Source organism: Acidovorax sp. GW821-FHT10E03 (assembly GCF_059415205.1).
This window is the reverse complement of the sequence record NZ_JBWKMU010000002.1, coordinates 96,678-123,027: the sequence shown is the minus strand read 5'-3', so window position 1 is coordinate 123,027 and position 26,350 is coordinate 96,678. Positions and strand designations below refer to the sequence as shown.

General features: G+C 66.6%; 15 protein-coding genes. 5 read left to right on the top strand and 10 right to left on the bottom strand.

Annotation, left to right across the window (positions count from 1 at the left end):
- The first annotated feature begins 21 nt into the window (after window positions 1-21).
- From AC07OD_RS03720 to AC07OD_RS03705, 4 genes are all read left to right on the top strand, one after another.
- A complete protein-coding gene (locus AC07OD_RS03720; protein WP_492244058.1) occupies window positions 22-3,255 on the top strand; it encodes an efflux RND transporter permease subunit in 3,234 nt (1,077 codons plus the stop codon).
- A 91-nt stretch (window positions 3,256-3,346) separates the two neighbouring features.
- A complete protein-coding gene (locus AC07OD_RS03715; protein WP_492253570.1) occupies window positions 3,347-4,843 on the top strand; it encodes an efflux transporter outer membrane subunit in 1,497 nt (498 codons plus the stop codon).
- 208 nt (window positions 4,844-5,051) lie between these two features.
- Complete coding sequence (locus AC07OD_RS03710; RefSeq protein ID WP_494595213.1) at window positions 5,052-6,488, top strand: NAD-dependent succinate-semialdehyde dehydrogenase; 1,437 nt, start codon at window positions 5,052-5,054, stop codon at window positions 6,486-6,488.
- A gap of 242 nt (window positions 6,489-6,730) precedes the next feature.
- A complete protein-coding gene (locus tag AC07OD_RS03705) occupies window positions 6,731-10,861 on the top strand; it encodes an IPTL-CTERM sorting domain-containing protein (RefSeq protein ID WP_494595211.1) in 4,131 nt (1,376 codons plus the stop codon).
- Window positions 10,862-10,995: 134 nt separating this feature from the next.
- Here AC07OD_RS03705 and AC07OD_RS03700 read toward each other — a convergent pair whose 3' ends face one another.
- The 9 genes from AC07OD_RS03700 to AC07OD_RS03660 all read right to left on the bottom strand — a co-directional run bounded on the left by AC07OD_RS03700 (window position 10,996) and on the right by AC07OD_RS03660 (window position 23,057).
- Entirely contained in the window at window positions 10,996-12,204 is a 1,209-nt protein-coding gene (locus AC07OD_RS03700; protein ID WP_494595209.1) for an FAD-dependent oxidoreductase, read from the bottom strand.
- 5 nt (window positions 12,205-12,209) lie between these two features.
- Window positions 12,210-12,623 carry a sugar 3,4-ketoisomerase gene (locus AC07OD_RS03695; RefSeq protein WP_218295419.1) on the bottom strand — a complete coding sequence of 138 codons (414 nt, stop codon included), beginning with the start codon at window positions 12,621-12,623 and terminating at the stop codon, window positions 12,210-12,212.
- Complete coding sequence (locus AC07OD_RS03690; protein ID WP_494595208.1) at window positions 12,623-13,432, bottom strand: glycosyltransferase family 2 protein; 810 nt, start codon at window positions 13,430-13,432, stop codon at window positions 12,623-12,625. The genes AC07OD_RS03695 and AC07OD_RS03690 overlap by 1 nt, the downstream gene beginning before the upstream one ends.
- A 235-nt stretch (window positions 13,433-13,667) precedes the next feature.
- On the bottom strand, window positions 13,668-15,845 hold the full coding sequence (locus AC07OD_RS03685; RefSeq protein WP_494595206.1) for a TonB-dependent siderophore receptor: 2,178 nt from the start codon (window positions 15,843-15,845) through the stop codon (window positions 13,668-13,670).
- A gap of 113 nt (window positions 15,846-15,958) precedes the next feature.
- Window positions 15,959-18,088 (bottom strand): TonB-dependent siderophore receptor, encoded by a 2,130-nt coding sequence (locus AC07OD_RS03680; RefSeq protein WP_494595204.1) that lies wholly within the window; start codon window positions 18,086-18,088, stop codon window positions 15,959-15,961.
- Between the two features lie 258 nt (window positions 18,089-18,346).
- The gene (locus AC07OD_RS03675) at window positions 18,347-19,081 is read right to left on the bottom strand and encodes a TonB-dependent receptor (protein WP_494595202.1); all 735 of its coding nucleotides are present in this window, start codon (window positions 19,079-19,081) and stop codon (window positions 18,347-18,349) included.
- A gap of 216 nt (window positions 19,082-19,297) precedes the next feature.
- Complete coding sequence (locus AC07OD_RS03670; protein ID WP_494595201.1) at window positions 19,298-21,538, bottom strand: TonB-dependent receptor; 2,241 nt, start codon at window positions 21,536-21,538, stop codon at window positions 19,298-19,300.
- A gap of 35 nt (window positions 21,539-21,573) precedes the next feature.
- Entirely contained in the window at window positions 21,574-21,852 is a 279-nt protein-coding gene (locus AC07OD_RS03665; protein ID WP_494595199.1) for a hypothetical protein, read from the bottom strand.
- Window positions 21,849-23,057 (bottom strand): PepSY-associated TM helix domain-containing protein, encoded by a 1,209-nt coding sequence (locus tag AC07OD_RS03660; protein ID WP_494595198.1) that lies wholly within the window; start codon window positions 23,055-23,057, stop codon window positions 21,849-21,851. The genes AC07OD_RS03665 and AC07OD_RS03660 overlap by 4 nt, the downstream gene beginning before the upstream one ends.
- Before the next feature lie 469 nt (window positions 23,058-23,526).
- On the opposite strand from AC07OD_RS03660, the gene AC07OD_RS03655 reads away from it, so the two are divergent.
- On the top strand, window positions 23,527-24,075 hold the full coding sequence (locus AC07OD_RS03655; RefSeq protein ID WP_218340223.1) for a hypothetical protein: 549 nt from the start codon (window positions 23,527-23,529) through the stop codon (window positions 24,073-24,075).
- A 54-nt stretch (window positions 24,076-24,129) separates the two neighbouring features.
- Here the strand turns inward: AC07OD_RS03655 and AC07OD_RS03650 are convergent, their stop codons facing one another.
- Window positions 24,130-26,259: a TonB-dependent siderophore receptor gene (locus tag AC07OD_RS03650; protein WP_494595197.1), complete on the bottom strand. Its 2,130-nt coding sequence runs from the start codon at window positions 26,257-26,259 to the stop codon at window positions 24,130-24,132.
- Window positions 26,260-26,350 lie beyond the last annotated feature (91 nt).

Below are 26,350 nucleotides of genomic sequence, written 5' to 3'. Positions count from 1 at the left end.
CGACGCAAGGAATTTGCATCCATGAATCTATCCCGCTTCTTCATCGACCGCCCCATCTTTGCGGGGGTGCTGTCGGTGCTCATCTTCCTCGGAGGGCTCATCGCATTGCGCGGTCTGCCCATCTCCGAATACCCTGAAGTCGCGCCGCCCTCCGTGGTGGTGCGCGCACAGTACCCCGGCGCCAACCCCAAGGTGATCGCCGAGACCGTGGCCACGCCGCTGGAGGAGTCCATCAACGGCGTGGAAGGCATGCTCTACATGGGCAGCCAGGCCACCACCGACGGCGTGATGACGCTCACGGTGACGTTCCAGCTGGGCACCGACCCCGACAAGGCACAGCAGCTGGTGCAAAACCGCGTCTCGCAGGCCGAGCCGCGCCTGCCCGAGGAAGTGCGCCGCCTGGGCGTCACCACCGTGAAGAGCGCGCCGGACCTGACCATGGTGGTCCACCTGGTCTCGCCCAACAACCGCTATGACATCGACTACCTGCGCAACTACGCGGTGCTCAATGTGAAGGACCGGCTCGCCCGCATTGGCGGCGTGGGCCAGGTGCAGATCTTCGGCGGCGGCGACTACTCCATGCGTGTGTGGCTCGACCCGCAGAAGGTCGCGCAGCGCGGCCTCTCGGCCAGCGACGTGGTGACCGCCATCCGCGGCCAGAACGTGCAGGCCGCCGCGGGCGTGGTGGGCGCATCGCCCGGCCTGCCAGGCGTGGACCTGCAACTGTCCATCAACGCGCAGGGCCGCCTGCAGACCGAGGAAGAGTTCGGCGACATCATCGTCAAGACCGGTGCCGACGGCGCGGTGACGCGCCTGCGCGACATTGCCCGCCTGGAGCTGGGTGCGGCCGACTACTCGCTGCGCTCGCTGCTCAACAACGACCCGGCCGTGGGCATGGGCGTGTTCCAGGCGCCGGGCTCCAACGCGCTCGACATCTCGGCCAACGTGCGCAAGACCATGGACGAGATCCAGAAGAACATGCCCGAAGGCGTGGAGTACCGCATTGCCTACGACCCCACGCAGTTCGTGCGTGCCTCGATCAAGTCCGTGATCCACACGCTGCTCGAAGCCATCGCCCTCGTGGTGCTGGTAGTGATCCTGTTCCTGCAGACCTGGCGCGCCTCCATCATCCCGCTGCTGGCCGTGCCGGTGTCGGTGGTGGGCACGTTCGCGGTGCTGCACCTGCTGGGATTCTCGATCAATGCGCTGTCGCTCTTCGGCCTGGTGCTGGCCATCGGCATCGTGGTGGATGACGCCATCGTGGTGGTGGAGAACGTGGAACGCAACATCGAGGCGGGCCTGACCCCGCGCGAGGCCACCTACCGCGCCATGCGTGAAGTGTCCGGCCCCATCATCGCCATCGCGCTGGTGCTGGTGGCGGTGTTCGTGCCGCTGGCCTTCATCAGCGGGCTCACGGGCCAGTTCTACCGCCAGTTCGCGGTCACGATCGCGATCTCCACGGTGATCTCGGCGATCAACTCGCTGACCCTGTCGCCCGCACTCAGTGCATTGCTGCTCAAGGGCCACAACGAGCCCAAGGATGCGCTCACGCGCGGCATGGACAAGGTGTTCGGTGGCCTGTTCCGGGGCTTCAACCGCCTGTTCCATCGCGGCTCCGAGGCCTACAGCGGCGGCGTCAAGCGCGTCATTGGCCGCAAGGCACTGATGTTCGTGATCTACCTGGCACTGGTGGGTGCCACGGTGGGGCTGTTCAAGATCGTGCCCGGCGGCTTCGTGCCCGCGCAGGACAAGCAGTACCTGATCGGCTTTGCCCAGCTGCCCGACGGCGCCACGCTGGACCGCACCGAGAACGTGATCCGCCGCATGGGCGAGATCATGAAGGAGAACCCGAACGTCGAAGACGCGATCGCCTTCCCGGGCCTGTCGATCAACGGCTTCACCAACAGCTCGAACTCGGGCATCGTGTTCGCCACGCTCAAGCCCTTTGCCGAGCGCACCCGCGCCGACCAGAGCGGCGGCGCCGTGGCAGGGCAGCTGAACCAGGCGTTCGGCGGCATCCAGGATGCGTTCATCGCCATGTTCCCGCCGCCCCCGGTGGCGGGGCTGGGCACCACGGGTGGCTTCAAGCTGCAGATCGAAGACCGCGCCTCGCTGGGCTACGAAGCCATGGATGGCGCCGTGAAGGCCTTCATGGCCAAGGCCTACCAGACGCCCGAGCTGGCCGGCCTGTTCACCAGCTGGCAGGTCAACGTGCCGCAGCTGTACGCCAACATCGACCGCACCAAGGCGCGCCAGCTGGGCGTGCCCGTGACGGACGTGTTCGACACGCTGCAGATCTACCTGGGCAGCCTGTACGCCAACGACTTCAACCAGTTCGGACGCACCTACAGCGTGCGCGTGCAGGCCGATGCGGCCTACCGCGCGCGAGCCGAGGACGTGGGCCTTCTCAAGGTGCGCTCCGCCACCGGCGAGATGGTGCCGCTGTCGGCGCTGATGAAGATGGAGCCCAGCTTCGGCCCCGAGCGTGCCATGCGCTACAACGGTTATCTGGCGGCGGACATCAATGGCGGCCCCGCGCCCGGTTACTCGTCGGGCCAGGCCCAGGCGGCCATCGAGCGCATCGCCAAGGAGACGCTGCCCCAGGGCATCACGTTCGAGTGGACCGAGCTGACCTACCAGGAAATCCTGGCCGGCAACTCCGCCGTGCTGGTGTTCCCGCTGGCCATCCTGCTGGTGTTCCTGGTGCTGGCCGCGCAGTACGAAAGCCTGACGCTGCCCATTGCCATCATCCTGATCGTGCCCATGGGCCTGCTGGCGGCGATGACGGGTGTGTGGCTGAGCAAGGGCGACAACAACGTGTTCACGCAGATCGGACTCATCGTGCTGGTGGGGCTGTCGGCCAAGAACGCGATCCTGATCGTGGAGTTTGCGCGCGAGCTGGAGTTTGCGGGCCGCACACCGGTGCAGGCCGCCATCGAGGCCAGCCGCCTGCGGCTGCGCCCCATCCTGATGACCTCGCTGGCCTTCGTGATGGGGGTGCTGCCCCTGGTGCTGTCCACCGGTGCGGGCGCCGAGATGCGCAGCGCCATGGGCGTGGCGGTGTTCGCCGGGATGATTGGTGTGACGGCCTTCGGCCTGTTCCTCACGCCCGTGTTCTACGTGCTGCTGCGCAAGCTGGCAGGCAACCGCCCGCTGGTGGAGCATGGCGCGCATGTGGCGCCCATCTCGCACACCCCGGGCAGCGGCGGCATCTCCCACCCCGTGCTGGCCGCGCCCCGCAAGGAGCACGAATGATGCACACGACCACAACGACCTTTGTGGCCCTGGACGCTCGCGCCACGCTGCAGGATGCAGCGGGTGTATTCGATGGGGCCGGAGACCAAGCATGACCGATTCGTTATTGAAGAACTCCCCTGACGTCGCCCCAGCGGTGCGCAAGCGCAGCCTGCTGGCGCCCCTGGCCGCCGCCCTGGTGCTGGCCGGCTGCATGACGCAGCCCGTGGCCCCCGCGCCGCATGCGGGCGTGCCCGTGCCCACCCGCTTCACCGCCGGCGGCGACACGCTGCCCACGGCACCCTGGACGGTCGCCGCCCCCGCCGAGGCGCAGCCGCGCGGCGAATGGTGGCTGGGCTTTCAAGACCCGGTGCTGGCCGACCTGGTGCAGCGTGCGGGCACGGCCAATACCAGCATCCAGCAGGCCGCCGCGCGGCTGGCCGAGGCGCGCTCGCTGCTGCGCTCTGCCGACGCCGCCCGCTCGGTGCAGGTGGGCGCCTCGGCCGGCGTGGCGCGCCAGGCAGGCGCTGCCACCACCGGCAGCGCGGCACCCGCCACGCTGGGCACTGCGGGGCTCAACGCCTCCTACGAGCTGGACCTGTTCGGCCGCCTCTCGCAAACCAGCGACGCCGCGCGCCTGGACGCCGACACGCGCGAAGCCCTGCTGCAAAGCACGCGCCTCATGGTGCAGGCCGATGTGGCGCAAACCTATCTGCAACTGCGCGCCGTGCAGGCCGAGCAGGTGCTGGTGCAGGAGAGCCTGGCCGCCTACGAAGGCACGCTGCGCCTCACGCAGCGCCGCCTGCAGGCGGGCGACGTGGCTGAACTGGACGTGGCCCGCGTGCAGACCGAAGTGGCCGCCACGGAGTCCGACGCCCTGGCCCTGCAGCGCCAGCAGGCCCTGCTGACCAACGCCCTGGCCGTGCTGGCGGGCGAGGTGGCCAGCGGCTTTGTTCTGGCCCCCGCCACGGGCGACGCGGCGCTGCCGGTGATCCCGCCCGGCGTGCCCGGCACCGTGCTGGCCCGCCGCCCCGATGTGTCGGCCGCCCAGACCGCCGTGCTGGCCGCGCAGGCCCGCGTGGGCGTGGCGCAGAAGGCGTGGTTCCCGGCCGTCACGCTCACGGGCAACGCGGGGCATGCATCGCCGGAGCTGGGTGATTTGTTCAAGTGGTCCGCCCGCGCCTGGGGTGTGGGTGCGCTGCTGTCGCTGCCGATCTTTGACGGCGGCCAGCGCGATGCGCAGATCGAGGGGGCGAAGGCCCGGCTCGAAGCCGCGCTGGCCGACCACCGGGGCCAGGTGCTCAATGCCTTCCGCGACGTGGAGGATCAGTTGACCTCGCTGCGCCTGTTGTCCGGCCAGGCCGAGGCCCAGGCGCGAGCGGTGACCGCCGCGCGCCGTGCGACGCAGCTGTCGGACGCGCGGTACCGCAACGGCCTGGTGAGCCAGCTCGAACTGCTGGACGCCCGCCGCAGCGAGCTGCGCAACCGCCGTCAGGCATTGCAGGTGCGCACGGCGCAATACGTCGCCACGGTGGGCCTCATCCGGGCGCTGGGGGGTGGCTGGGGTGGGGAGGCAACCGCCCAGGTGGCCGCCGCGTCCGCGCAGTAGGTGCAAGCGGGGAGCGGCGGCGCGCCCTGCGCGTGGCCACCGCACGGGTGGCCCACGGCCGCCAATAGCCAGCTCCGCGGGGCGGGGTTGCACGGCCTTGTCTGCGGGGCGGCGCGCGGGCGCCTATAGTGTCCGGTTTTCCGTCTGGTCCGGCCCGCGCCGGGCCCGAGGTTGTCCGTACCACCGTTTTGTCATCAGGAGCCTTTGCATGAGCTACCCCAGCACCCAACTTTTCATTGCCGGTCAATGGCAGGATGCCGCCGATGGCAAGACCATCGCGGTGTTCAATCCGTCCACCGGCCAGGAAATCGGCCGCGTGGCCCATGCCGGCAAGGCCGACCTGGACCTGGCGCTCGCCGCCGCGCAAAAGGGATTCGAGGCCTGGCGCGGCATGCCCGCCGCCGAACGCGCCAAGACCATGCGCCGCGCCGCCGCGCTGATGCGCGAGCGCGCCGAGGCGATTGCGGCCGTCATGGTGCAGGAGCAGGGCAAGCCCCTGGCCGAAGCCAAGGTCGAGACCATGGCCTCGGCCGACATCATCGAATGGTTCGCCGACGAATCCCTGCGCGTGTACGGCCGCATCGTGCCCTCGCGCAACCTCAAGGCCACGCAGATGGTGCTCAAGGACCCGGTGGGCCCCGTGGCGGCCTTCACGCCCTGGAACTTCCCCATCAACCAGGTCGTGCGCAAGCTCGCCGCCGCGCTGGCCGCGGGCTGCTCCATCCTGGTGAAGGCCCCCGAGGAAACCCCCGCCAGCCCGGCCGAGCTGATCCGCGCGTTTGCCGATGCCGGCGTGCCCGCGGGCACCGTGGGCCTGGTGTATGGCGACCCGGCTGAAATCTCCAGCTATCTCATTCCGCACCCGGTCATCCGCAAGGTCACGTTCACGGGTTCCACGCCCGTGGGCAAGCAGCTGGCGGCGCTGGCCGGCAAGCACATGAAGCGCGTGACCATGGAGCTGGGCGGCCATGCCCCCGTGATCGTGGCCGAAGACGCCGACCTGGAGCTGGCCATCAAGATCGGGAGCGGCGCCAAGTTCCGCAACGCGGGCCAGGTCTGCATCTCGCCCACCCGCTACCTGGTGCACGAGAGCATCCGTGCCGAGTTCGTCGCGGCCTTCGCCAAGTACGCCCAGGGCCTGAAAGTGGGCGACGGCCTGGCCGCCGGCACGCAGATGGGCCCGCTGGCCAACCCGCGCCGCATCACCGCCATGGCCGACCTGCTGGCCGACGCGGTGCAGCAGGGCGCCAAGGTGCTGGCCGGTGGCGAGCGCATCGGCACCGAAGGCAACTTCTTCCAGCCCACCGTGCTCAACGACGTGCCGCTGTCCGCCCGCATCGTCAACGAAGAACCCTTCGGCCCCGTGGCGGCCGTGCGCGGCTTCGAGAAGATCGAGGACGCGATCGCCGAGGCCAACCGCCTGCCGTTCGGCCTGGCCGGCTATGCCTTCACCACCTCGCTGAAGAACGCCCACCTGCTGGCGCAGCGGCTGGAAGTGGGCATGCTGTGGATCAACCAGGCTGCTGCTCCTGCCGCAGAGCTGCCGTTCGGCGGCTTGAAGGATTCGGGCTACGGCTCCGAAGGCGGCCCGGAGGCCATCGAGGCACACATGAACACGCGCCTGGTGTCGATCATGAACGTGTGAGACAACGCGAACCCGATAAAAAGGCCCCGGCCGGTGATCACCGGCCGGGGCCTTTTTTGTTTTTTGGGTGGCTTTTCTGCAGCGGGCGGCGGAACGAGAAGACGCCGGCCGGGTCATTCGCCATGTGGTTTTTGTCTGGTGTTGCATTTCAAGCGCTTTATTGCTGAATTTAATATATCAATGGTTATTTATAAGGAATCATGATTTACTGCATTCAATTTCAAATTTACTGATTGCAATTAGTGAAAAAAATCAATGAGGGATATCTGGGGAAAAAACTTTCAGAAGTTGTTTTTCTCCGGGCGCTGTGGGTGGCGGGTTTTTTCTGGATATTGGGGGCGGCTTCTTCGCTGGCGTTCGCCGCGGCGCTGCCGACCCCTGCCCTGGCACGCACGGCGGTACTTTTCATTGAAGATGATGTGGCCCACCACGAAGCGTTGATGGCTGGCGCGGGTTCAGCGGCAGAGGTTGTCGTGCTGGATGCCAGGACTGATGGCTTGCGCCAGATGGCCGACGCGCTGTCGGGCCGCAAGAACATCTCCGCCGTCCATTTGATCTCGCATGGTGCGCAAGGTGCATTGGCCCTGGGCTCGCTGACCCTCGACAGCCAGGCATTGCGGGGGAGGGGCCCGGACCTCGCGCGCATTCGCGAGGCGCTTGGCGACGAGGCCGACCTGCTGCTGTACGGTTGCGAGGTGGGGCGGGGCGCTGAAGGCCAGGCATTCATGGCCCTGCTGGCCGAGGCAACCGGTGCACAGGTTGCCGCGTCCACCAACCTCACGGGTGATGCCGGTCAAGGCGGCGACTGGCTGCTGGAACACCGTACCGGCCCATTGCGCAGCACGGTCCTGGCCTTCCCCTCGTACCGCCATGTCCTGCCCACCGTCGCTGGCACCTTGTCGATCAATCCGACCCTCGCGGATAACACGTTCACGGTCTCCAAGTTCCTCGACAGCAATCTCTCGGCCCAGATCCATTTTCCCAACATCGAATACGAGATCTACTTCGCCAACGTCGGCAATACGCTCAGCGGCAGTGTCACGAACTTCGACCTGACCAGCAGCGGCAGCAACTCCATGCTGATCTTCAGCACGTTGAACCCGGTCGGCGCGCTTGTCATCAAAAGCCAGTTGAACCGTCTGTTCGGCATCACCAGTTTCGTCATCCAGGACGTGCAGGCGCTGGGAGCGACCTATACCGCCACCGGCTACCGCAACGGCGTGGCAACGGGTGCCGGCCATCCCTTTGTTGCCGATGCGGGCGGCTCCAACGTCACCGTCAATCTGCTGGCGGACTTCGGAAATGTCGACGAGGTCCGGATCACCACCACTGGCAGCGCCGGAGCGCCCAACCAGCTGTGGCAGGAAGGTTTCAACAACTTCGTGTTCACCGAGCCCACCGGCAATGCCGACTTGAGTGCCCTGTCGGCGTCGTCCGGCGGCTTTTCATTCTTGGCCGCGACAACCAGCTACGGCTTTACGGTCGCCAACGCAATAACCAGCACGACTGTCACGCCAACGGTCGACACTCCGGGCGCAACCGTCACCGTCAACGGTGTGACCGTTGCCAGCGGCACCGCCTCAGGGGCTATTGCGCTGAACGTCGGCTCCAACACCATCACCACCGTCGTCACGGCTCTCGACGGGAGCACCACCAAGACCTACACCATCACCGTCACGCGCGCGGCACCGCCCTCGAGCAATGCCAACCTGAGCAACCTAGCGCTCTCGGCAGGTACTTTGAACCCCGTGTTCGCCTCGGGCACCACCTCCTACACGGCCAGCGTGCCCTTCACTACAACATCGCTCACTGCCACGCCCACCGTGGCCGATGCCACTGCCAGCGTCACCGTCAACGGTGTCGCTGTCACCAGCGGCAATGCGTCGGGGGCCATTGCGTTGGCAGTGGGCTCCAACACGATTACCACCGTCGTGACCGCCCAGGACGGCACCACGACCAGCACCTACACCACCACCGTCACCCGCGCGGCCGCGTCGGGCAACAACCAACTGGGCGCGCTGTCGCTTTCAAGCGGCGCACTGACCCCCGCGTTTGCCTCGGGCACCACCGGCTACACGGCCAGTGTGGGCAATGCCACCACGTCGTTGACCGCCACCCCCACCGTGGCCGACGCTACCGCCAGCGTCACCGTCAATGGCGTGGCCACCACCAGCGGCAACGCCTCGGGCGCGATTGCGCTGAACGTCGGTAGCAACACCATCACCGTCACCGTCACCGCGCAGAACGGCACGCCGCTGAGCTACACCGTGACCGTGACCCGGGCCGGGTCGTCCAATGCCGACTTGTCTGCGCTGTCGCTGTCCAGCGGCACCTTGGCGCCTGCGTTTGCAGCTGGCACCACCAGCTACACGGCCAGCGTCAGCAACGCCACCACCTCGCTCACGGTGACCCCGACCGTGGCCGCCGGTACCGCTAGCGTCACCGTGAACGGTGTGGCCACTACCAGCGGCAATGCCTCGGGCGCGATTGCGCTGAATGTGGGCAGCAACACCCTGACCACGGTCGTTACGGCCCAGGACGGCACCACGACCAAGACGTATACCGTCACCGTGACCCGTGCCCCGTCGTCCAACGCTGACTTGTCTGCGCTGAGTCTCTCTAGCGGCACTTTGAGCCCGGTGTTCGCATCGGGCACGACGGGCTATGTCGCCTCTATCGCGGCCGGCACCTCCAGCCTTACCGTCACCCCCACCGCGGCCGCTGGCACCTCCAGCATCACCGTCAACGGGGTGGCTGTCACCAGCGGGGCCGCCTCGGGTGCCATCGCGATGAACCCGGGCAGTAACACGGTCACCATCGTCGTCACCGCCCAGAACGGCGCGACCAAAAGCTACACCGTGACCATCGCGCGCGCGCTGCCTTCGGGTGACGCTGATCTGTCTGCGCTGTCCTTGTCCAGTGGCACCTTGGCGCCTGCCTTTGCCGCTGGCACCACCAGCTACACGGCCAGCGTCGGCAACGCCACCACCTCCCTCACCGTGACGCCAACCGTGGCCGATGCCACTGCCAGCGTCACAGTGAACGGGGTGGCCACCACCAGCGGCAGTGCCTCGGGCGCGATTGCGCTGGCGGTGGGTGCCAACACCATTCCCACCGTCGTGACAGCGCAGGACGGCACCACCACCAAGACCTACACGGTGACGGTGACGCGGGCGGGATCGGGCGACGCCAACCTGTCGGCCCTGGCGTTGCCGGGCGGCAGCATCAGCCCGGCGTTTGCGCCGAGCACCACGGGCTACACGATGTCGATCGCGGCCGCGACCACCAGCATCACCGTCACGCCGACGGTCAATGAACCGAACGCAGCGGTGACGGTCAACGGCGTTGCCGTGGCCAGCGGCAATGCCTCCGGCGCCATCGCCATGAACACCGGTGCGAACACCGTCACGGTCGTGGTCACCGCGCAGAATGGCACCACCAAGACCTACACGGTCACCGTGACGCGTGCGGTCTCGTCGAATAACGACCTGGGCGCATTGTTGTTGTCGAGCGGCACCCTGAGCCCGGTATTCAGCGCGGCCCAGCAGAACTACACCGCTACCGTGCCCGACAGCTCCATCACCGTCACCCCCACCGTGGCCGATGGCAGTGCGAGTGTCATGGTCAACGGCGTTGCCACGCCCAGCGGCAACGCGTCGGCCCCCATTGCGCTGAACGTCGGCAACAACATGGTCACTGTGCAAGTGACCGCCCAGAGCGGCTCCACCAAAAACTACACGGTCACCGTGATGCGTTCGCGCCCCACCACGGCGACGGGCATCAGCCCCACCGGAGGCGGTACGGTGAATGCCAGCCTGTCGGGGCCGGCTGGCTGCGGTTTTGACCAGGCGAATTTCATCCCCCGTACGGGAGGCGCGGGCTCGCCGCCTTCCGGGGGCACGGCCGGGTATGTGTTTCCCCAGGGCTTATTCGATGTGATCGTCGGAGGTTGCACCAACGGTGCCGCAGTGACCATCACGCTGACTTATCCGCAGCCGTTCCCATCCGGCGCCGTGTACATGAAATACGGCCCTACGCCGGGCCAGGGTGCACCCCACTGGTACCCGTTCCCCGGAGCGACGATCACCGGCAACACAGTCACGCTGGTACTTACGGATGGCGGCTTGGGGGATGATGATCTAGCGCTGAATGGCTCTATCCCGGATCCGGGCGGTGTGGCACTGGCCGCAGTCTCCACGGGGATTCCAACGCTTTCCCAGTGGGGTGTGCTGTTGTTGTCCTTGATGCTGGCTGCAATAGCCGTTCTGTGGACTGGTGCTCCGTCTCGTGAACAACTGGTACTTATCGTGCGTACCAGTGAGGTATCTTTGAAACGGAGATACCGCGATGAGGACAGGCAGACCGAAGACTGAACTGGTGCTGTCGGATGAGGAGCGTTCGCAGCGGCTGTCGTTTGCTCGACGCCGCTCGCTGCCTGCGGTGGTAAGCAATCAAGGAGATTTTTAGAAACTATCAATCACACCGAAATGTGATAGTTATTCCACGTTCATATGATATTTTCTACCAGTGCCTGAGCCAGGGCTGGCGCCGTTGAGTATTTTCCAGTGTCGATGGAAATATAGTTTCCCAATTTTGTGGTTCCATACTCAGAACGACGGTGCAGCGTTGATTTTCGATCCGAAAGTGCTCCTTGGCCGGCGGCAAAAACCCATCCGCCTTCAAGGGTGGAACGCTCTGCTTGCTCGCGAATTTGCGCTACCCACGGCAATAAGGCTTGAAGATGGTTGAGAATGGAATTCGATATATCCTCAGCATCTTTGGAAGCTAAATGAGGCTCCGGTGGTGAAATGTCAGAGCTGTCTACACGCAAACCATCGGGATACCAGGAGAGGTAAAAATCACGCCCGTTGTAGTTTTTTATGTCTCCGAATGGTCCGGTGGCGATGACAGCGCAAGGGGCATGAACCGGTTCTGCAGTGTGCAAGAAAAGCGATTGACGGTACCTGTTCGACCAAACTCCTGTCGGCTCTAGCCCCGCAGTTCGATCTATCGCTAAACGACCTTGCCAGAGCGAGTTTATTACGTAGTCGTATGGGCCAAATATGCCTGCGGAAGTCTCTATTTTCCACGTGCCGTTGATTCCAACCTCTGCGGGCCGTGCAGCCATGACACGGGTTCCCATAAATTGTTGAATCAATTTTTCAGCGCCCATCGCAGGTATAAACCGCTCGGCGACCCAATTGGTATCAACGGATCTTTCTGGAACCCGAAAGCCTGCAACAATATCTGGCGACGATGTGAAACCAGCCAGTTCGGAAGAGCTCAGCTGGTGAATCCGACTTTCAGACGCATCTGCTAGATATCGCGCTGCATCTGGGTGAGATCGCACGCGCTCAACGACTTTCTCCATGTACGTCTTCATTTCCGATGCAGAAGTCACGGATTTGCGATGGCAAAAAAACAGGTCGTCTTCGGAGGTAATGGCTGGAGCGAGGGACGTGCCGATCAATTCCTCTATCAATGGACGAAATCTGAGACCGCCGGGAATCACATGATCCGCCGTGCTTAGCGATGGATCTGCGCTGTAGAGGCACCCCAAGTGGATTTTTCCTTCGTTCCATCGGCTTGCCGCACTGAACGGTTGTTCAGCCATATCGAAGATGGATACTTCGATTCCTTTGCGGGCAAAAAACAGCGCTGCAGAGCAGCCCATGATTCCAGCACCAAGGATGGCAATTCGGGGGGGATTTCGCATATGTCTTAATTCCAGGTCGAGACATATGATCCGGGATCATAGGGTTCGCTGGCCAATACTAAAAGTGAGGAATCCGAAACCAAATAAGTCTGGCGGCACCACACGCCAGCTCCTAAAAGGAGGCCTGGTCCGGCTGGTGTCAGCACAGTATCCACTTCTTCGTGCCCCTTTCTGAGCAAGAGGCCGATCTTGCCATGCAAGCAAATGAGGAGTTGTTCCCCGCTGCGGTGGCCATGCTCCCCCCGAATGGATCCGGTTGGGGCATCTGTCACTGTGAATGCGCGGCGTGGCGTGAAGGGCAGGCTATCAAAATCGAGGGGCAGCAGATTGCCTCGCTCATCAGTGTGAGTGGGAAGGTCAATGAAGCGGACTCGCCCCCCAAACCAACTGGAACAGAGGTTTGGAGCGATGGTGTTCATCACTTTTCCTCTTTTTTGAGATCTGGATTGTTTTGATAGAGCCATCTCGCCAAAGGGCTGGCGAGCGTCATTTTTTGCTCAGTAGTGAGGTTGGAAATCCAAATTTCTCGCATTATCGCGGCATAGACCTCATAGCGTTGGCGTTTGGAGAATTCCCAACTTCTGGATAAGCTACCGGGTTTGTAGTATTTGTAGCATAGAGTTTGAGGGGTGCGTGCGAATTCTCCCAGGAGGCTCATGTGGAACAGCCACGGCCAATCTGCGGAAAATTCTCCTGCGCGATGGGTTTTGAGGCCGTTGATTTGCCGCGCTTGATTTAGGCGAAATAGTCCCCGATTGGGTACCCACCATTTATTACTCCCACTCATCATGAGTGCACCCCGTTGGACCGGGTCGCGAACACCCTCAAGCTCCGTGAATATCCAGTGCTCTTGAGTTCCGTTGGTGTTTGTCAAGTGTACGTCCGAATAACTCATGACAACCTCTGGCCGCATGTCCAGCACTTCTGTCAGCAGTTTGATGTATTCGGGTTTTAGGATGTCATCGTGAAACGCAAACAGTACATAATCTGCGTCAGTCTGATCAAGTAAAAAGTTGCAGTTGCCCACATAACCTAGTCGATGCGGTTGCAAGATCACCCTGAAGCGCGAGTCTTTCTGAGCATGCGCCATGCAGATCTCATAAGTTGAATCACTGCATTCATCTACAGAGACGATAACTTCCAGGTGAGGGTAAGTCTGCGCGGAGAGGCAGTCGAGGGTTGCTTGAATGAATGCCGAAGACTGCCACGCCGGGACAAGCGCGGCCACTTTCGAGGGCTTTGGACTAGGTTGCATGGGCTTGGTAAAGTGAACTCCAATTCTCAGTGTAGTAGAGCTGAATGGGATCGCGGAGGGTTTGCCAGCCTACGTCGTGTTGGCCGCTTGCGTGCATGCCGCAGCACAGTCGGGTGGGCTAGTTCGGGATGCACCGCGACCCGCAAAAGCCTGGATACCTCCCGGAAACCGCTTGCGTCTGTTGCTCGCGGTTTCCCCTTTCTGACCATCAGAACCGGTACGTCGAAGTCAATGTGTACGTCCGTGCCTGCCCGTAGAAGCAATCCCCCCGCGCCAGGCACTGCGTGATGTGCACTTTGTCCGCGAGGTTGACCACGTTGAAGGCCACGCGCCAGTCGCCGGCGTCGTACGCCACCATCGCATCGGCCAGGGTGGCGGCCGGGGTGCTGATGGCGCTGGTGCCGCTCCACTGCGAGCCGGTGTAGCGCACGCCGGCGCCCACGGTCCAGCCGCCGCGGCCCTCGCTGGCGAAGCGGTGGCTCAGCCACGCCGATGCGGTGTGTTTGGGCACACTGGCCACGGGAGTACCCTGGTCGCCGGCGTTGCTGCGGCTGATCTTGGCATCGGTAAACGCGTAGCCCAGGGTGAAGTCCCACTGGCGTGCGAGGCTGGCCTGCACTTCGGCTTCAAAGCCCCGGACCTTGACTTCGCCGATCTGCAGGCTGTTGAGCGGGTTGCCGGGGTCGTTGGTCTTGCGGTTCTTCTCGCGCAGCTGGTAGACCGCCGCGAAGGCGCTGATGCCCTGGCCGGCGGGTTGCCATTTCACGCCGGCCTCCCACTGCTCGCCGCGCTGGGGTTTGAAGGCCGTGCCGTAGGCGTCCACGCCGCCCAGCGGCTGGAACGACTCGGAATAGCCCGCGTAAGGGGCCCAGCCGCCGTCCATCTGGTAGGTGAAGCCCGCACGCTTGGTCCAGGCCTTGTCATCCACCGCGGCCGCGGGGCGGCCCACGGTGTCGGTCTGGGCGCTGTCGTGGCGAAGGCCCAGCGTGGCGGTCCAGCGGTCCCACTTGATCTGGTCCTGCAGGTAAAAGCCCAGCTGCTTTTGCACCACGTTCGGTTGCCGCACCAGCTGCGCTGTGGTGGGTGGCGTGAAGTTACCGTACACCGGGTTGTACACGTCGATGGCCGGTGCCACGGCGCGCCAGGCCTGCTGGCCGGTGTGGTTGCGCTGCACGTCCAGGCCCGCGAGCAGGGTGTGGTCCGCGCTGCCGGTCTTGAGCTTGCCTTCGAGCTGGGTGTCGATCAGCAGCATGCGGCCGGTGTTGATGTTCCACACCGCGTCGCGCACGACGGTGCGGGCGTCGCTGTTGAACACGGGGCGCGCGGGGCGCCCCGTGGCGGCGTTGGCGGTGAAGCTGGTGTAGATGGTGCGGTAGTCCACCTCGCTCACGGTGCGGCGCAGGTTCTGGCGCACGGTCCAGTCCGCGTTCAGGCGGTGGCTGAAGAGGTAGCCCCAGGAGTTGTTGGTGGTGTCAAACGCGTCCCAGCCCGGCTCGCCGATGAAGGTGTTGCGCGGGATCTGGCCGTAGCGGCTGGCCAGCTGCGTGCCCTGCCACGGGAAGAAGCCGATGATCGAGCCGCTCTGGTCCTTCTGGTGCAGCGCCTGCAGCGTGAGCGAGGTGTCGGCGTTGGGCTTCCAGGTGAGCGAGGGCGCGAACACCAGGCGGTCGTCGTCCACGTGGTCCACCTGGCTGCCGCTGTCGCGGCCCACGGCCACCAGGCGGTAGAGCCACTGGCCGTCCTGGTCGAGCGCACCGGTCAGGTCGGCGGCGATCTGCTTGCGGGCGTTGTTGCCCAGCTGCAGCTGCAGCTCGCGTTGCGTTTCTGCCTGCGGGCGTTTGCTGGTGAGGTTGAGCACGCCACCCACGCTGCCCTGGCCGTACAGCACCGAGGTCGGCCCGCGCAGAAACTCCACCCGCTCCAGCGTGTAGGGGTCGGGCCGGCTGGTGTTGTAGGTGCCGTAGGTGCGCAGCAGGCCGTCCTGGTACTGCGACACGGTGCCGCCGCGTGCGGCAAAGCTGTCCACGCGGCTGTCGAAGTAGTTCGACACCGCCCCGGCCGTGTATGCCGTGACCTGGCGCAGCGTCTGCACGCCCTGCGCCTCGATCTGGTCGCGGGTGATCACGCTGATGGCCTGCGGGGTTTCGATGAGGGGCGTGTCGGTCTTGGTGGCGCTCAGCGCGCGTTTGGCGACGAAGCCGGTGACCGGGGCTGTGGGGCTTTCCTGTTCGCTGCCCGCGCTCACGGTGACGGGGGCCAGGGCCCTTTCGGCGGTGGGGGCGGCCGTGCCTTCGGCGGTGGCCTGCTGGGCGTGGGCGGCGCCGCACAGCGCGAGCAATGCGGCCTGCGCGATGGCGGTGCGGCAGGCGGTGGTGCCAGGTCTCATGGTGCTGTTTCTCCGATGGTTGAAAACTCTTCAAGCCCGAGGCGCAAGGCTTGCGGGGGCAAGCGCTGGCCTGCGGTCAGGTGATGGGGTGGTGCGGACGGTGTGGCGCGCCCTCAGAACGTGTAGTCCAGCGACACCTGTACCGTGCGCGGCTGGCCGGGCACCACGGTGCCAAAGCCGGCGGCCGTGGCCGTGCCGTCCAGGTAGTAGCGGCGGTTGCCCGCGTTCTTCAGGTTGGCCTGCAGCCGCACGCCGCCCGGGAACTGGTAGCCCACGGCCAGGTCGACCACGGTGAAGCCCGGCAGGCGCCACTTGTTGTCGTTGGCGGTGAACTTGTCGCCCTGGTGCACCAGGCCGCCGCCGACCCACAGGCCGGGCAGTTGCGGCAGGCGGTACTGCGTCCACAGCGATGCGTTGCGGCGCGTGGCCAGCGCGACACGGTTGCCCACGTTGGCACCGGCGGTGGTGTCGGACAGCACCTTGGGGTCGTGGAAGCTCGCATTGGCCGTCACCGTCCAGCCGGGGGTGATGCGGCCTTGCAGCTCCAGCTCGATGCCCTTGATGCGCTGGCGGGCGGTCAGCACCGAGTAGCCCGCGTGCTGCGGGTCGGTGGCGGGCGCGTTGGTCAGCTCCAGCTCGAAGGCCGACACCGTGGTCATCAGGCGCTGGTCCAGCCATTCCTGCTTCCAGCCCACCTCCAGCTGCTTGCCCTCCGACGGCGGCGCGGAGCGGTCGCCCCACAGCAGCGTGCTGGTGTTGGCCTGGAACGAGCGCGCATGGCTCGCGTAGAGCATGCTGCCGGGGCGGGGCTCCCAGCTGATTGCCGCGCTCGGCTGTGTCTTGCTCAGGTCGGTGGCGGGCGTGGAGTACGCGTCCTTGAAGCGGTCGTGGCGCAGGCCCAGCAGCAGGCCGAAGTCGCCCAGCACCATGCGGTCCTGCACGAACACGCCGGTGTTGCGCGCGTCCGAGGACAGCCGGGACACGCCGGTGGACGCTGCGGGTGGCACCAGGCCCGTCACCGGGTTGTAGAGGTCGACGGCACCCAGGTTGCCGGTGGCGCGCGCGCCGTACACGCCCTGGATGGTGCGCCAGTCCATGCCGGCCAGCAGGGTGTGTGGTACCGGGCCGGTCTGCACCTTGGCGCGCAGTTCGGCCAGCGCGGTGTCCGACGTGTATTCCTGCCCGGGTGCCAGCCAGTAGCCGCGCGGGACGCGGCCGTTGGCCGCAGGGCCCATGGGCGAGGGCAGGTTCACGTTGCGGTTCGTCTCGTTGCGCGACAGGTGCACGCGGCCCTGCAGTACATCGGTGAAGCGGTGCTCCAGTTCGGTGGAGTAAAAGCGCATGCGGCCGTCGGTGGTCAGCCACGGCTCGCCGTAGAACGCGCCCACCGGCAGCACGTCGGCACTGCGCGGGTTCTTGGGGTCGGGCACCGCCAGCCCCACGGTGGAGACGCCGTCGATGCCCTGGTATTCGGCCTGCGCGCGCCAGACGGTGTCGGGCGTGATCTGCCACTCCAGGCTGCCGGCGATGCCCTGCTTGCGCGGGGTGTTGCCGTCCACGAAGCTGCCGCCCCGGCTGGCGCCGCCATCGAGCCGGTAGCGCAGCGTGCCGTCGGCGTTGAGCGGGCCGGTGAGGTCGAACTCCGCATGGCGCCAGCCGTCGCTGCCCACGCCGACCTTCACGTTGCGCAGCGCCTCGGCCTGGGGCCGCTTGCTCACGTAGTTGACGAGGCCGCCGGGCGCGACCTGGCCGAACTCCAGCGCGGCAGGGCCCTTGATGACCTCGACCCGCTCGATGTTGAACAGTGGCGGGTCCAGCAGGTGGACGAACTTGGCGCCGTCGCGCAAAAAGTTGAAGGTGTTGTTGGCCCACAGCCCGCGGATGGAGAACTGCGAGTACGAGCCGTAGTACTCGCTGCGCATGGACACGCCCGAAGCGTTGCGCAGCACGTCGCGCTCGGTGGTGGCCATCTGCTGCTCCATCAGCGCGTTGTCGATCACGCTCACCGAGCGGGGTGTCTCCAGCACCGACAGGCCCAGGCGCGAGCTGCTCTGGGCGCGCCGTGCGGGCGTGGCGGCCGCGCCCGCGGTCGAATCGACCACATCCACCTGGCGCATCGATGGCGCCGCCGTGGGCGGGTCGGCGGCGTCTGGCGCCGCGCTGGTTTGTGCCAGGGCTGTACTGCACAGGGCCAGCAGGGCGGCGTGGGCCACGGCGGTGCGCAAAAAGTTCGGTTGGATCATGATGCTATGTTTTTAATAGCTTCTAGCGCTTGTATATCTAGCGTTAGGTGGCAATTTGATGCTGAAAAGTGGGCGTGAAGCGGCCCGCATGAACCCGCTGGCGTCATCGGCTGGCTCTGGCAGGAAGTCGGACCGTCTGGGGTCGCGCGGCGACGGCTCCGCGCGGCGCGGCCCAGGTGCGGTGGTGCCGGATGGGCTGTACCGGGCTGCGCCGCCGCCCGGCGCAGCGGTTATGGGGCGTGGTGCGGTCGATGTGGCTCAGTGGGTTTTGGGGGGCGCGGGCAGGGCGGGCGACGCCATGCCGTCGGCCAGCACGAAGGTCAGCGTGGTCACGTAGCTGGCTTCGCCGTATTTCTCGCCCTGGGCTTCGCCGGGGGTCTTGTCGCTGTGCTTGACCTCGGCCACGTACTGGCCCTTCCAGGGGGTGACGAAGGTCACGGTGCCGTCTTCAGCCGCCTCGGCCTCGCGCGTCCAGCCCGAGGGGGCTGCCAGCTGCACCTTGGCCTTGGGCAGCGGCGCGCCCTTGTAGACCACCTTGAACTCGCCGGGCTTGCCGGTGGGCACCAGGTCCAGCGGCGCGGTGGGCGCCACGGCTTGCGTCAGGCCCGCCACCCAGCGGGCCGAGGGCTGCCAGTACATCGCGGGCAGGTTGCGCTTGCTGCGGTCGATCAGCGGGTAGGTGGCGGCGGCGAACAGCGTGTCGGGCGTGCCGGCCACGGTGTAGGTGAAGCCGTCCTTGCCCAGCTGGCCGTCCACGCGCTGCGCCGTGGTGCCAGTGCGCTGCTCGAGTGCGGGCACGCCCTTGAACTTGTCCAGCGAGCCCGGCGAGGTCTCGCGCAGGTTGTCGTTGAACTCGCCAAAGTGCAGGCGGGCCTGGCCGCCCGCGTTTTCCAGCCACACCTGGTGGGCGTGGGCGGCGGTGACGGCGGTGAGGGATGCACAGGCGAGCAGGGCGGCAAGCACGGGGGCCTTGTGGCGCAGGGACGAGGACATGGCAGTTTCCTTTCGGTGGTTTCAACAAAAATCGGCAAGCACGCAGCGCTCCGCGCCCCTGGACGAGGGGGCGAAACGCGGCGCGAAAGGGATTGGCTGCCTACGCCCGGTGGTCAGGCGCTCGGTGGCTGTGCGGCGGTGTGCAGGGTGCAGCGTCCGGATGGACGCGCCGCTGGGGCAAGGGACTGTGGTGCAGGGTGGGGAGAGCCGGTGGCGTCAGAAGTCCACGCCCACGCTGACCGACAGCGTGCGCGGCGCACCCACCACCAGGTAACCCGCGCCGGGGTAGCCGCCCGATGATGCCCAATAGTTGCGGTTGGTGAGGTTGTCCACGCGGGCGCGCAGCGTCACGAGGCGGCCTTGCACCTCGGTCAGGTAGCGCACGCCCACGTCCAGGCGGTTCCAGCCGGGCACGCTGATGGTGTTGGTGGCGTTGGCATACACCGAGCCGGTGTGCACCAGGCGGCCGTCCAGCGCCAGACCGTTCACGCCCGGCACGTCCCACTCGGCGCCGATGTTGGCCTGCAGCCTGGGCACGCCGATCACGCGGCGGCCGTCGGTGCTGGCGGTGCCCGTGTTCAGCTGCTTGGCGTCGAGCCAGGTCAGGCCGCCCAGCAGGCGCAGGCCCTTGGTGGCCTCGCCCTGCACGGCCAGCTCGATGCCCTGGTGCCGGTCCTTGCCGTTGCTGCGGAAGATGTTGTCGCTGCCCACGTAGGCGCGCGGCTTGGTGGTGGAGAACAGCGCCACGCTGCCGCCAAAGCGGCCGCCGTCGAATTTCACGCCCACTTCCTTTTGCTTGGCGACATAGGGCGACAGCATCTCGCCACGGTTGGCGGCGGTGGAGGGCGCGGTCGCGCCCTGGCTCAGGCCTTCCACGTAGTTGCCGTACAGCGACAGGCTCTTGTCCAGCTTGTAGACGGCCGCCAGCAGCGGGCTGGTGCGGCTCTGGTCGTAGCGGTCGGTCTCGGCCGCCGTGCCGTAGGCGTAGTTGGCGATCTCGATGGTCTGGTGGCGCAGGCCGCCGGTGAGCAGTAGGCGCTTGTCCAGCAGCGACACCGTGTCGCCGATGGCAAAGCTGGTCAGGCGCGTGCTGCCGGTGCGGCGCGGGTCGGCCAGGTCGCCGCCCCGGAAGGCACCCGCGCTGAAGCCCGGCAGCGGGCTGTACACGGGGTTGTAGAGGTTGGTGGCCTGCGTGTTGGCAAAGTCCATCGCGTAGGCGTTCTTCTTGTCCGCGCTGAAGTGCGATGCCACCACCACCCATTCGTGGCCCACGCTGCCGGTCTGCTGCTTGCCGCGCAGGCCCAGCTCGCCGGTGTTCACGCTGTCCTTGCGGGTGTTGTCGAAGCGGTAGGTGGAGCCCGCGCCGGTGCTGCTGTCGCTCACCGTCAGGTTGGCCAGCGAGTTGGCCTCGGAGCTGCGGCGTGCGCCAGCGGCGGCCCAGCCGGTGATGTCCTGCGTGATGTCCCACTCGCCGCGCAGCGTGCCGAAGGTGTCGCGCTCGTTCGAATACGTCCAGGGCTGGGCGAAGTTGGTGCCGCCGTCCGGGGCGGTGGGCATCTGCGTGGCGGTGGCGCCCAGCGTCACGTTGGTGCGGGTGCTCTTGAGCTTGTGGTCCTGCCAGCCGATGTCGCCCGACAGGCGCACGTCGCGGCTGCGCCAGTCCAGCCCCACGGCCGCCAGGCCGAGCTTGACGTCTTCATGGTCCACGGCCGTGCCGCCGTTGTGGGTGGCCGCATTCACGCGGATGCCCGTGTTGCCGTCGGGACCGAAGCGGCGCGCGATGTCGGCCGCCAGCTGCGTCTGCCCGCCACTCGACACGCCGAAGGTCACGCGGTTCAAAGGCTCGTTGGGCGCGCGCTTGGGCAGCAGGTTGATGGAGCCGCCGATGCCGCCGCCATTGGGGCTGGCACCGCTCAAGAAGGCCGATGCGCCGCGCAGCACTTCCACGCGCTCGAACAGCTCGGTGGCGATGTACTGGCGCGGCAGCAGGCTGTACAGGCCGTTGTAGGCCGTGTCGTCCGAATCGAGGATGAAGCCTCGGATGAAGTACGCCTCCTGGAAGTTGCCGAAGCCGCGCGCCACGCGCACCGTGGGGTCGCTTTGCAGCACGTCACCCACGCTGCGGGCGTGGCGGTCCTGAATGAACTCGTTGGTGTAGCTGGTGATGGAGAACGGCGTGTCCATCGCGTCCTTGGTGCCCAGCACGCCGGCACGGCCGCCGCGCGCCACCTGGCCGCCAGCGTAGGCGGGCGACAGGCCTTGCGCCGATGCGTCGGCACTGGCGTTCACCGTCACGGTGGACAGCGCCTTGCCTTCCGCCGGGGTGGTTGGCGCAGCCTGCTGGGCCAGCACGGCAGGCGCCGCCAGCGCGAGCATCACGGCGGCGGCAATGGCCACCGGCGTGGCGGCAAAAACGGGGCGCAGCGGGGCAGGCTGGAAGGATGTGGCTGGGCGCATGGTCGTGGTCTGAAAAAGTGAAGTTGAAGGGGGTGTCAGCGCGGGGCCGAAGCGGTGTCGCTGCTGCGCATGTCGGTATCTGCAGGGTCGCCGGTGCGACCTGGGGTGGCGTGCGGGGCAGGTGTGGAACGGTGGGCACTCTGTGCAAAAGGCCACGAGAACCATCCCATCACCGCCACCGGAACGCCCAGGCCCACCCATGACCACCAGTCGCCCCAGGTGTCGGACACCAGGGCGGTGATCAGGCCCGTGGTGGTGAGCACGCCCATCACGATGGGCCAGCCCCACAGCGACCAGAACGGGGTCGGCTTCATGCGCGGCCCTCCGTGCGCGGCAGCGGGCTGCCGGTGCGTACTGAAGCGGCAGCCGTCGCGGGCAGGCCGGTGGGCACTGGCGCGGTGGTGGCCGCCGTGGCGTTGCCCGCCTGCACGCCCTTGCGCAGCCACAGGTACAGCCCGCTGCCCAGCACGACGATGGTCGCGATGTCGAGCAGCGCCCAGATGATCTTCATCGGCATGCCGCCGTAGTCGCCAAAGTGCAGCGGCTGCGAGACCAGCAGCGCCGTGAGGTACCAGGGCAACTGCGGCGCGGCAGTGACCTGGGCTGTGCGCGCGTCCACCATCACGGGCTGCAGCAGGCGCGAGGTCAGCGGTTCCTTGCCGCGCAGGAAGAAGGTGTTGTGGTGGGGGCTGGAGAACGCGGTGCCCGGGAAGGCGATGAACGACAGCTTCATCTCCGGCGCGTGCGCCTGCGCGGCCTGCAGGGACTGCTGCAGCGGGCCGCGCTCGGCCACGGGCACGGTGGGCTGGCCTTCGTAGGGCTTGAGCAGGACGGACAGCTGGTCGTACTGCCAGTACTTGATCATCAGGTCCGCCCAGGTATTGATCATGCCCGTGGCGCCCACCACGAGGGCCCACACCAGGGTGACGATGCCCAGCAGGTTGTGCAGGTCGAGCCACTTGACGCGGGTGGAGCGCTCCCGGCGCACCTCTCCGAAAGCCAGCTTGCGCATGAACGGCGCGTACAGCACCACGCCGGTGACGATGGCCACCAGCAGCAGCAAGCCCATGAACCCCAGGAACAGCTTGCCCGCCAGGCCCGCGAACAGGTCCACATGCAGGCGGAACATGATGTACATGAAACCCTGGTCCACCGGCCGCTGCGACAGCACGGCGGCCGTGCGCGCGTCGACCGCGATCGACTTGAAATCCTCGGTCGGTGCGGGCGTGGGCGTGAGGGTGACGAACCACAGCGCGTCGTCGTCCTCGGGCTGCGAGGCGAACTGCACCACGCGCTCGGGGTGCAGGGCCTGCGCGGCGGCCAGCACCTTGTCCAGGCTGGCGCGCGGCGCGTGGGCGGGCATGGGGGGCGCCTCGACCTCGGTGCCCAGCAGGTGGCCGATCTCGTGGTGAAAGATGAGCGGCAGGCCCGTGAGGCACAGCAGCAGCATGAAGACGGTGCACACCAGGCTGGACCACTTGTGGGTCCAGCTCCAGCGGCGCAAGGCGGTGGGGCTCATGGCGGTGTCGGAAGATAGGGGCGCGGTGCCCGCGCGCGCGCCCGGTCCCCGCGCGGCGAGCACGGGCGACGCGGCGGTGGAGATGCCACCCAGGTGGCAAAAGCAGGGGCGAATGAAGTCAAGCCAGGCAACCCGGAAACGTCGAAGGGGCGGTGGGTGCTGGCTGCAGCCGGCTGCGGGGCGCGGGCTGTGGCTTGCGGATACCTAATTTTACATTGCAAATGGGAATTATTCCTATTGTGGGGATGCGCGGGGCGCCGCGTTGTCTGGGATGAGCAACACCCGGTGGCGGGTGGGCGCGGGCAGGGGGCGCCCGCCCGTGGCATCGCGTGCAGTGCCCCGGCGCACTGGCGTTGGCCGAGCCACCAAAGTGCTTGCGTGGCTATAGTGCGCGGGCGTGCCCGAACGGGTGCGTGACCGTCGCCACTACAACACTTGGCCTTCCGGCCATCAAAAGACACTTTCATCCATGAAACATTGCCTTGCCCTTTGCGCCATCGCGCTGGCTGGCTGCGCTTCGCAGTACCACCCCCAACCCACCGCCGACAGCGCCACGCTGAAGATCGTCGGCAACAACGCCCACTTCTTCACCGAGGCGTACGAGAACGAAGACTGCGTGCCCCACAAGGACGGCATCCGTCTGGCGACCTTCACCGGGATGACGAAGGACGTGGAGAACCCTTCCGTGGGCAAGACGGTGCAGATTCCGGCCGGCAAGCCGTTCGTGCTCTCGCACTACTACATCGATGCGCGCGTGGCCCAGAACCGGATCTGCCGGGTGACCGTGGCCTTCGTACCCGAGCGTGGCCAGAGCTACCAGACATACTTCCATGTGGAGCCGGACGTGAGCAGCTGCGATACCGTGGTGTCCGCCAGTACCGGCAGCCCGTCCATGAACGTGCCATCGTTCAAGTACGGCCGCAACCTGTGCGTGAGCGGCGAGAACCACGGGCCCGTCGCGCGCAAGGCCACACGGCTCGACTGGAAGGTGAACCTGCAGCGCGCTCCCGCACGCTGAGGCGCGGCAGCCGGCGGGCCCGGGCAGGCCCGCTGGCGGTAGCCCGCTTCCCCGTCAGTACCGCGCCTTGAGCGCCACCGTCACGCGGCGTGGCTCGCCATAGAAGTTCTGGCGCGACACGCCGGATACCTTCTCGTAGTAGGTCTTGTCCAGCAGGTTGTCCACCGACAGGTTCAACGACAGGTGGTCGTTGATCTGGTAGCCCACCTGCGCGTTGAACACCGCGTAGCCGGGCGCGTTGATGCGCAGCGCGCCGCTTTGCGCGAAGAACGCGCTGCGGTACGACATGCCTCCGCCCACGCTGAAGCCGCGCAGTGCCGGGCTGGTGAAGGCATAGCGGGTGAATAGGTTCACGCTGTGGCGCGGCGTGATGGGGCTGAACACCTGGCCCTGCTGGGCGACGGGCGCCTTCAGGTAGCGGGTGTCGTTGTAGGCGTAGCCCGCCACGATGTCCCAGCCGGGCTGTGGCTGGCCGCTGACCTCGGTCTCGAAGCCCTGCGCGCGCACCTTGCCGCCGGCGATCGATGCGTTGGTCACCACCGGGTCGGCGACAGCGCGGTTCTCGTCGATGATGCGGAACAGCGCTGCATGGGCCTGCAGGCGCTTTTGCAGGAACTCGCCCTTGACACCCAGCTCGACCTGCTTGCCCGTGCGCGGGTCGAGCAGTTGCTTGGCCGCGGTGAGCTGGGTTTGCACCACGAAGGTTTCGGCGTAGCTGGCGTAGCCGGTGTACTGCGGGTGGAAGTCCCACATCAGCGCGATGGAAGGCACGAACTGGCGGCCGGGATCGGCCGATGCGGTGACCGCGCCGGTACTGGTGCTGCGCGTCACCACCTCGGCCCACGACAGTCGCCCCCCCGCGAGCAGCTTGACGGTGTCGGCCAGGCTGACCTGGGCCTGCCCGTACAGCGCGTTCTCGCGGCGGGTGACGATGGAGGTGAAGCCCCTGAGCGTGATGTCGGGGTACGCCAGGTCGTAGTTGGGCCGCAGCAGGTTGAAGGGCAGGGTCGGCCCGTAGATGTAGTTGCCGTCCCAGGTCCTGCCTTCGTTGTGGCTGGCGCCCACCAGCAGCTTGTGGGTGCGGCCCGCCACCTGCACCGGCGTGGCCAGGAAGGCGTCGTAGTTGCGGGTGCGCACGTGGAAGTCTCCGTCCACGGTTTCCATGGTGAAGCTGCCGTCGGCGGCCAGGGCACTGTTGGCCCGGGCGGAGCGGTAGAAGGCCGTGCGGTCGATGTCCCGCGCGGACAGGCGCACCACGCCGCCGCCGGCCAGGCGGTGCTCCAGCTCGGCGAAAACGTCGGTGGTTTCCAGGTCCTGGCGGTTGGCGCGCAGGCCGGCAAAGGAACTGCGGGGCAGGTCGGCCAGGCGGCCGTCGGCATAGGTGGGCAGGCCCTGATCGATGGCGGCGCGCACGCGCTGCTGTGCTGCGCCCACCGACACGGTGGTGGACGGGGCGATGTCCCATTCCAGCGTGCCGTAGCCCAGGCGCTTGTTGTTGAACAGCGTGTCGATGTGGCTGTCGCGGTCTTCCACCACGGCCACGGCGCGCGCGCGGATCGTGCCGTCGGCGTTGAGGCCGCCGCCCACGTCCACCGTGCCGCGGCGCAGGCCGAACGAGCCCACCGCCGCATCGGCACCGATGGCCAGTTTGGACGGGGCGCGCTTGCGCACCAGGTTGACGGTGCCGCCGGGTTCGCTCGCGCCCTGCAGCAGGCCGGCCGGGCCGCGCAGCACTTCGATGCGGTCGTACATGGCCGTATCGAGCGTGCTGTAGTTGCCTTGCGGAATGGGCACACCGTCGAGCTGGATCGCACCCAGATCGAACCCCCGCGACTGGAACGAGTTGTAGTTGCCCGCGCCGTCCAGCCGCGTGATGGTCATGCCAGTGCTCAGCTTGATGGCGTCCTCGACCTTGGTCAGGTTGCGGTCGTCGAGCTGCTGGCGCGTGACCACGCTGATGGACTGGGGCGTCTCGCGCGGCGTCTGCTGCAGCTTGCCCACGCTGACTTCGCGGGCGGTGTACTGGCCGCTGCCCTCGGTGGTGGCGCCGTCCGCGCCATCGGTCACCTTGACCTCGGGCAGGGCGGCGGTGGCGGCAGGGGTGGGGGCTGTCTGTGCCTGGGCCTGGGCTGTGGCCAGCGTGGCCAGCAGCGAGGCCGCCAGGGCCAATGGGTGCATGCGCATGGTGCTTCTCCTCCTCGATGTTGCTATGAATTGAGTAGCTGCCAGCGCTTTTCCATCAAGCGCTGGTGGCGTAAAAGGCTTTGAATTTGCT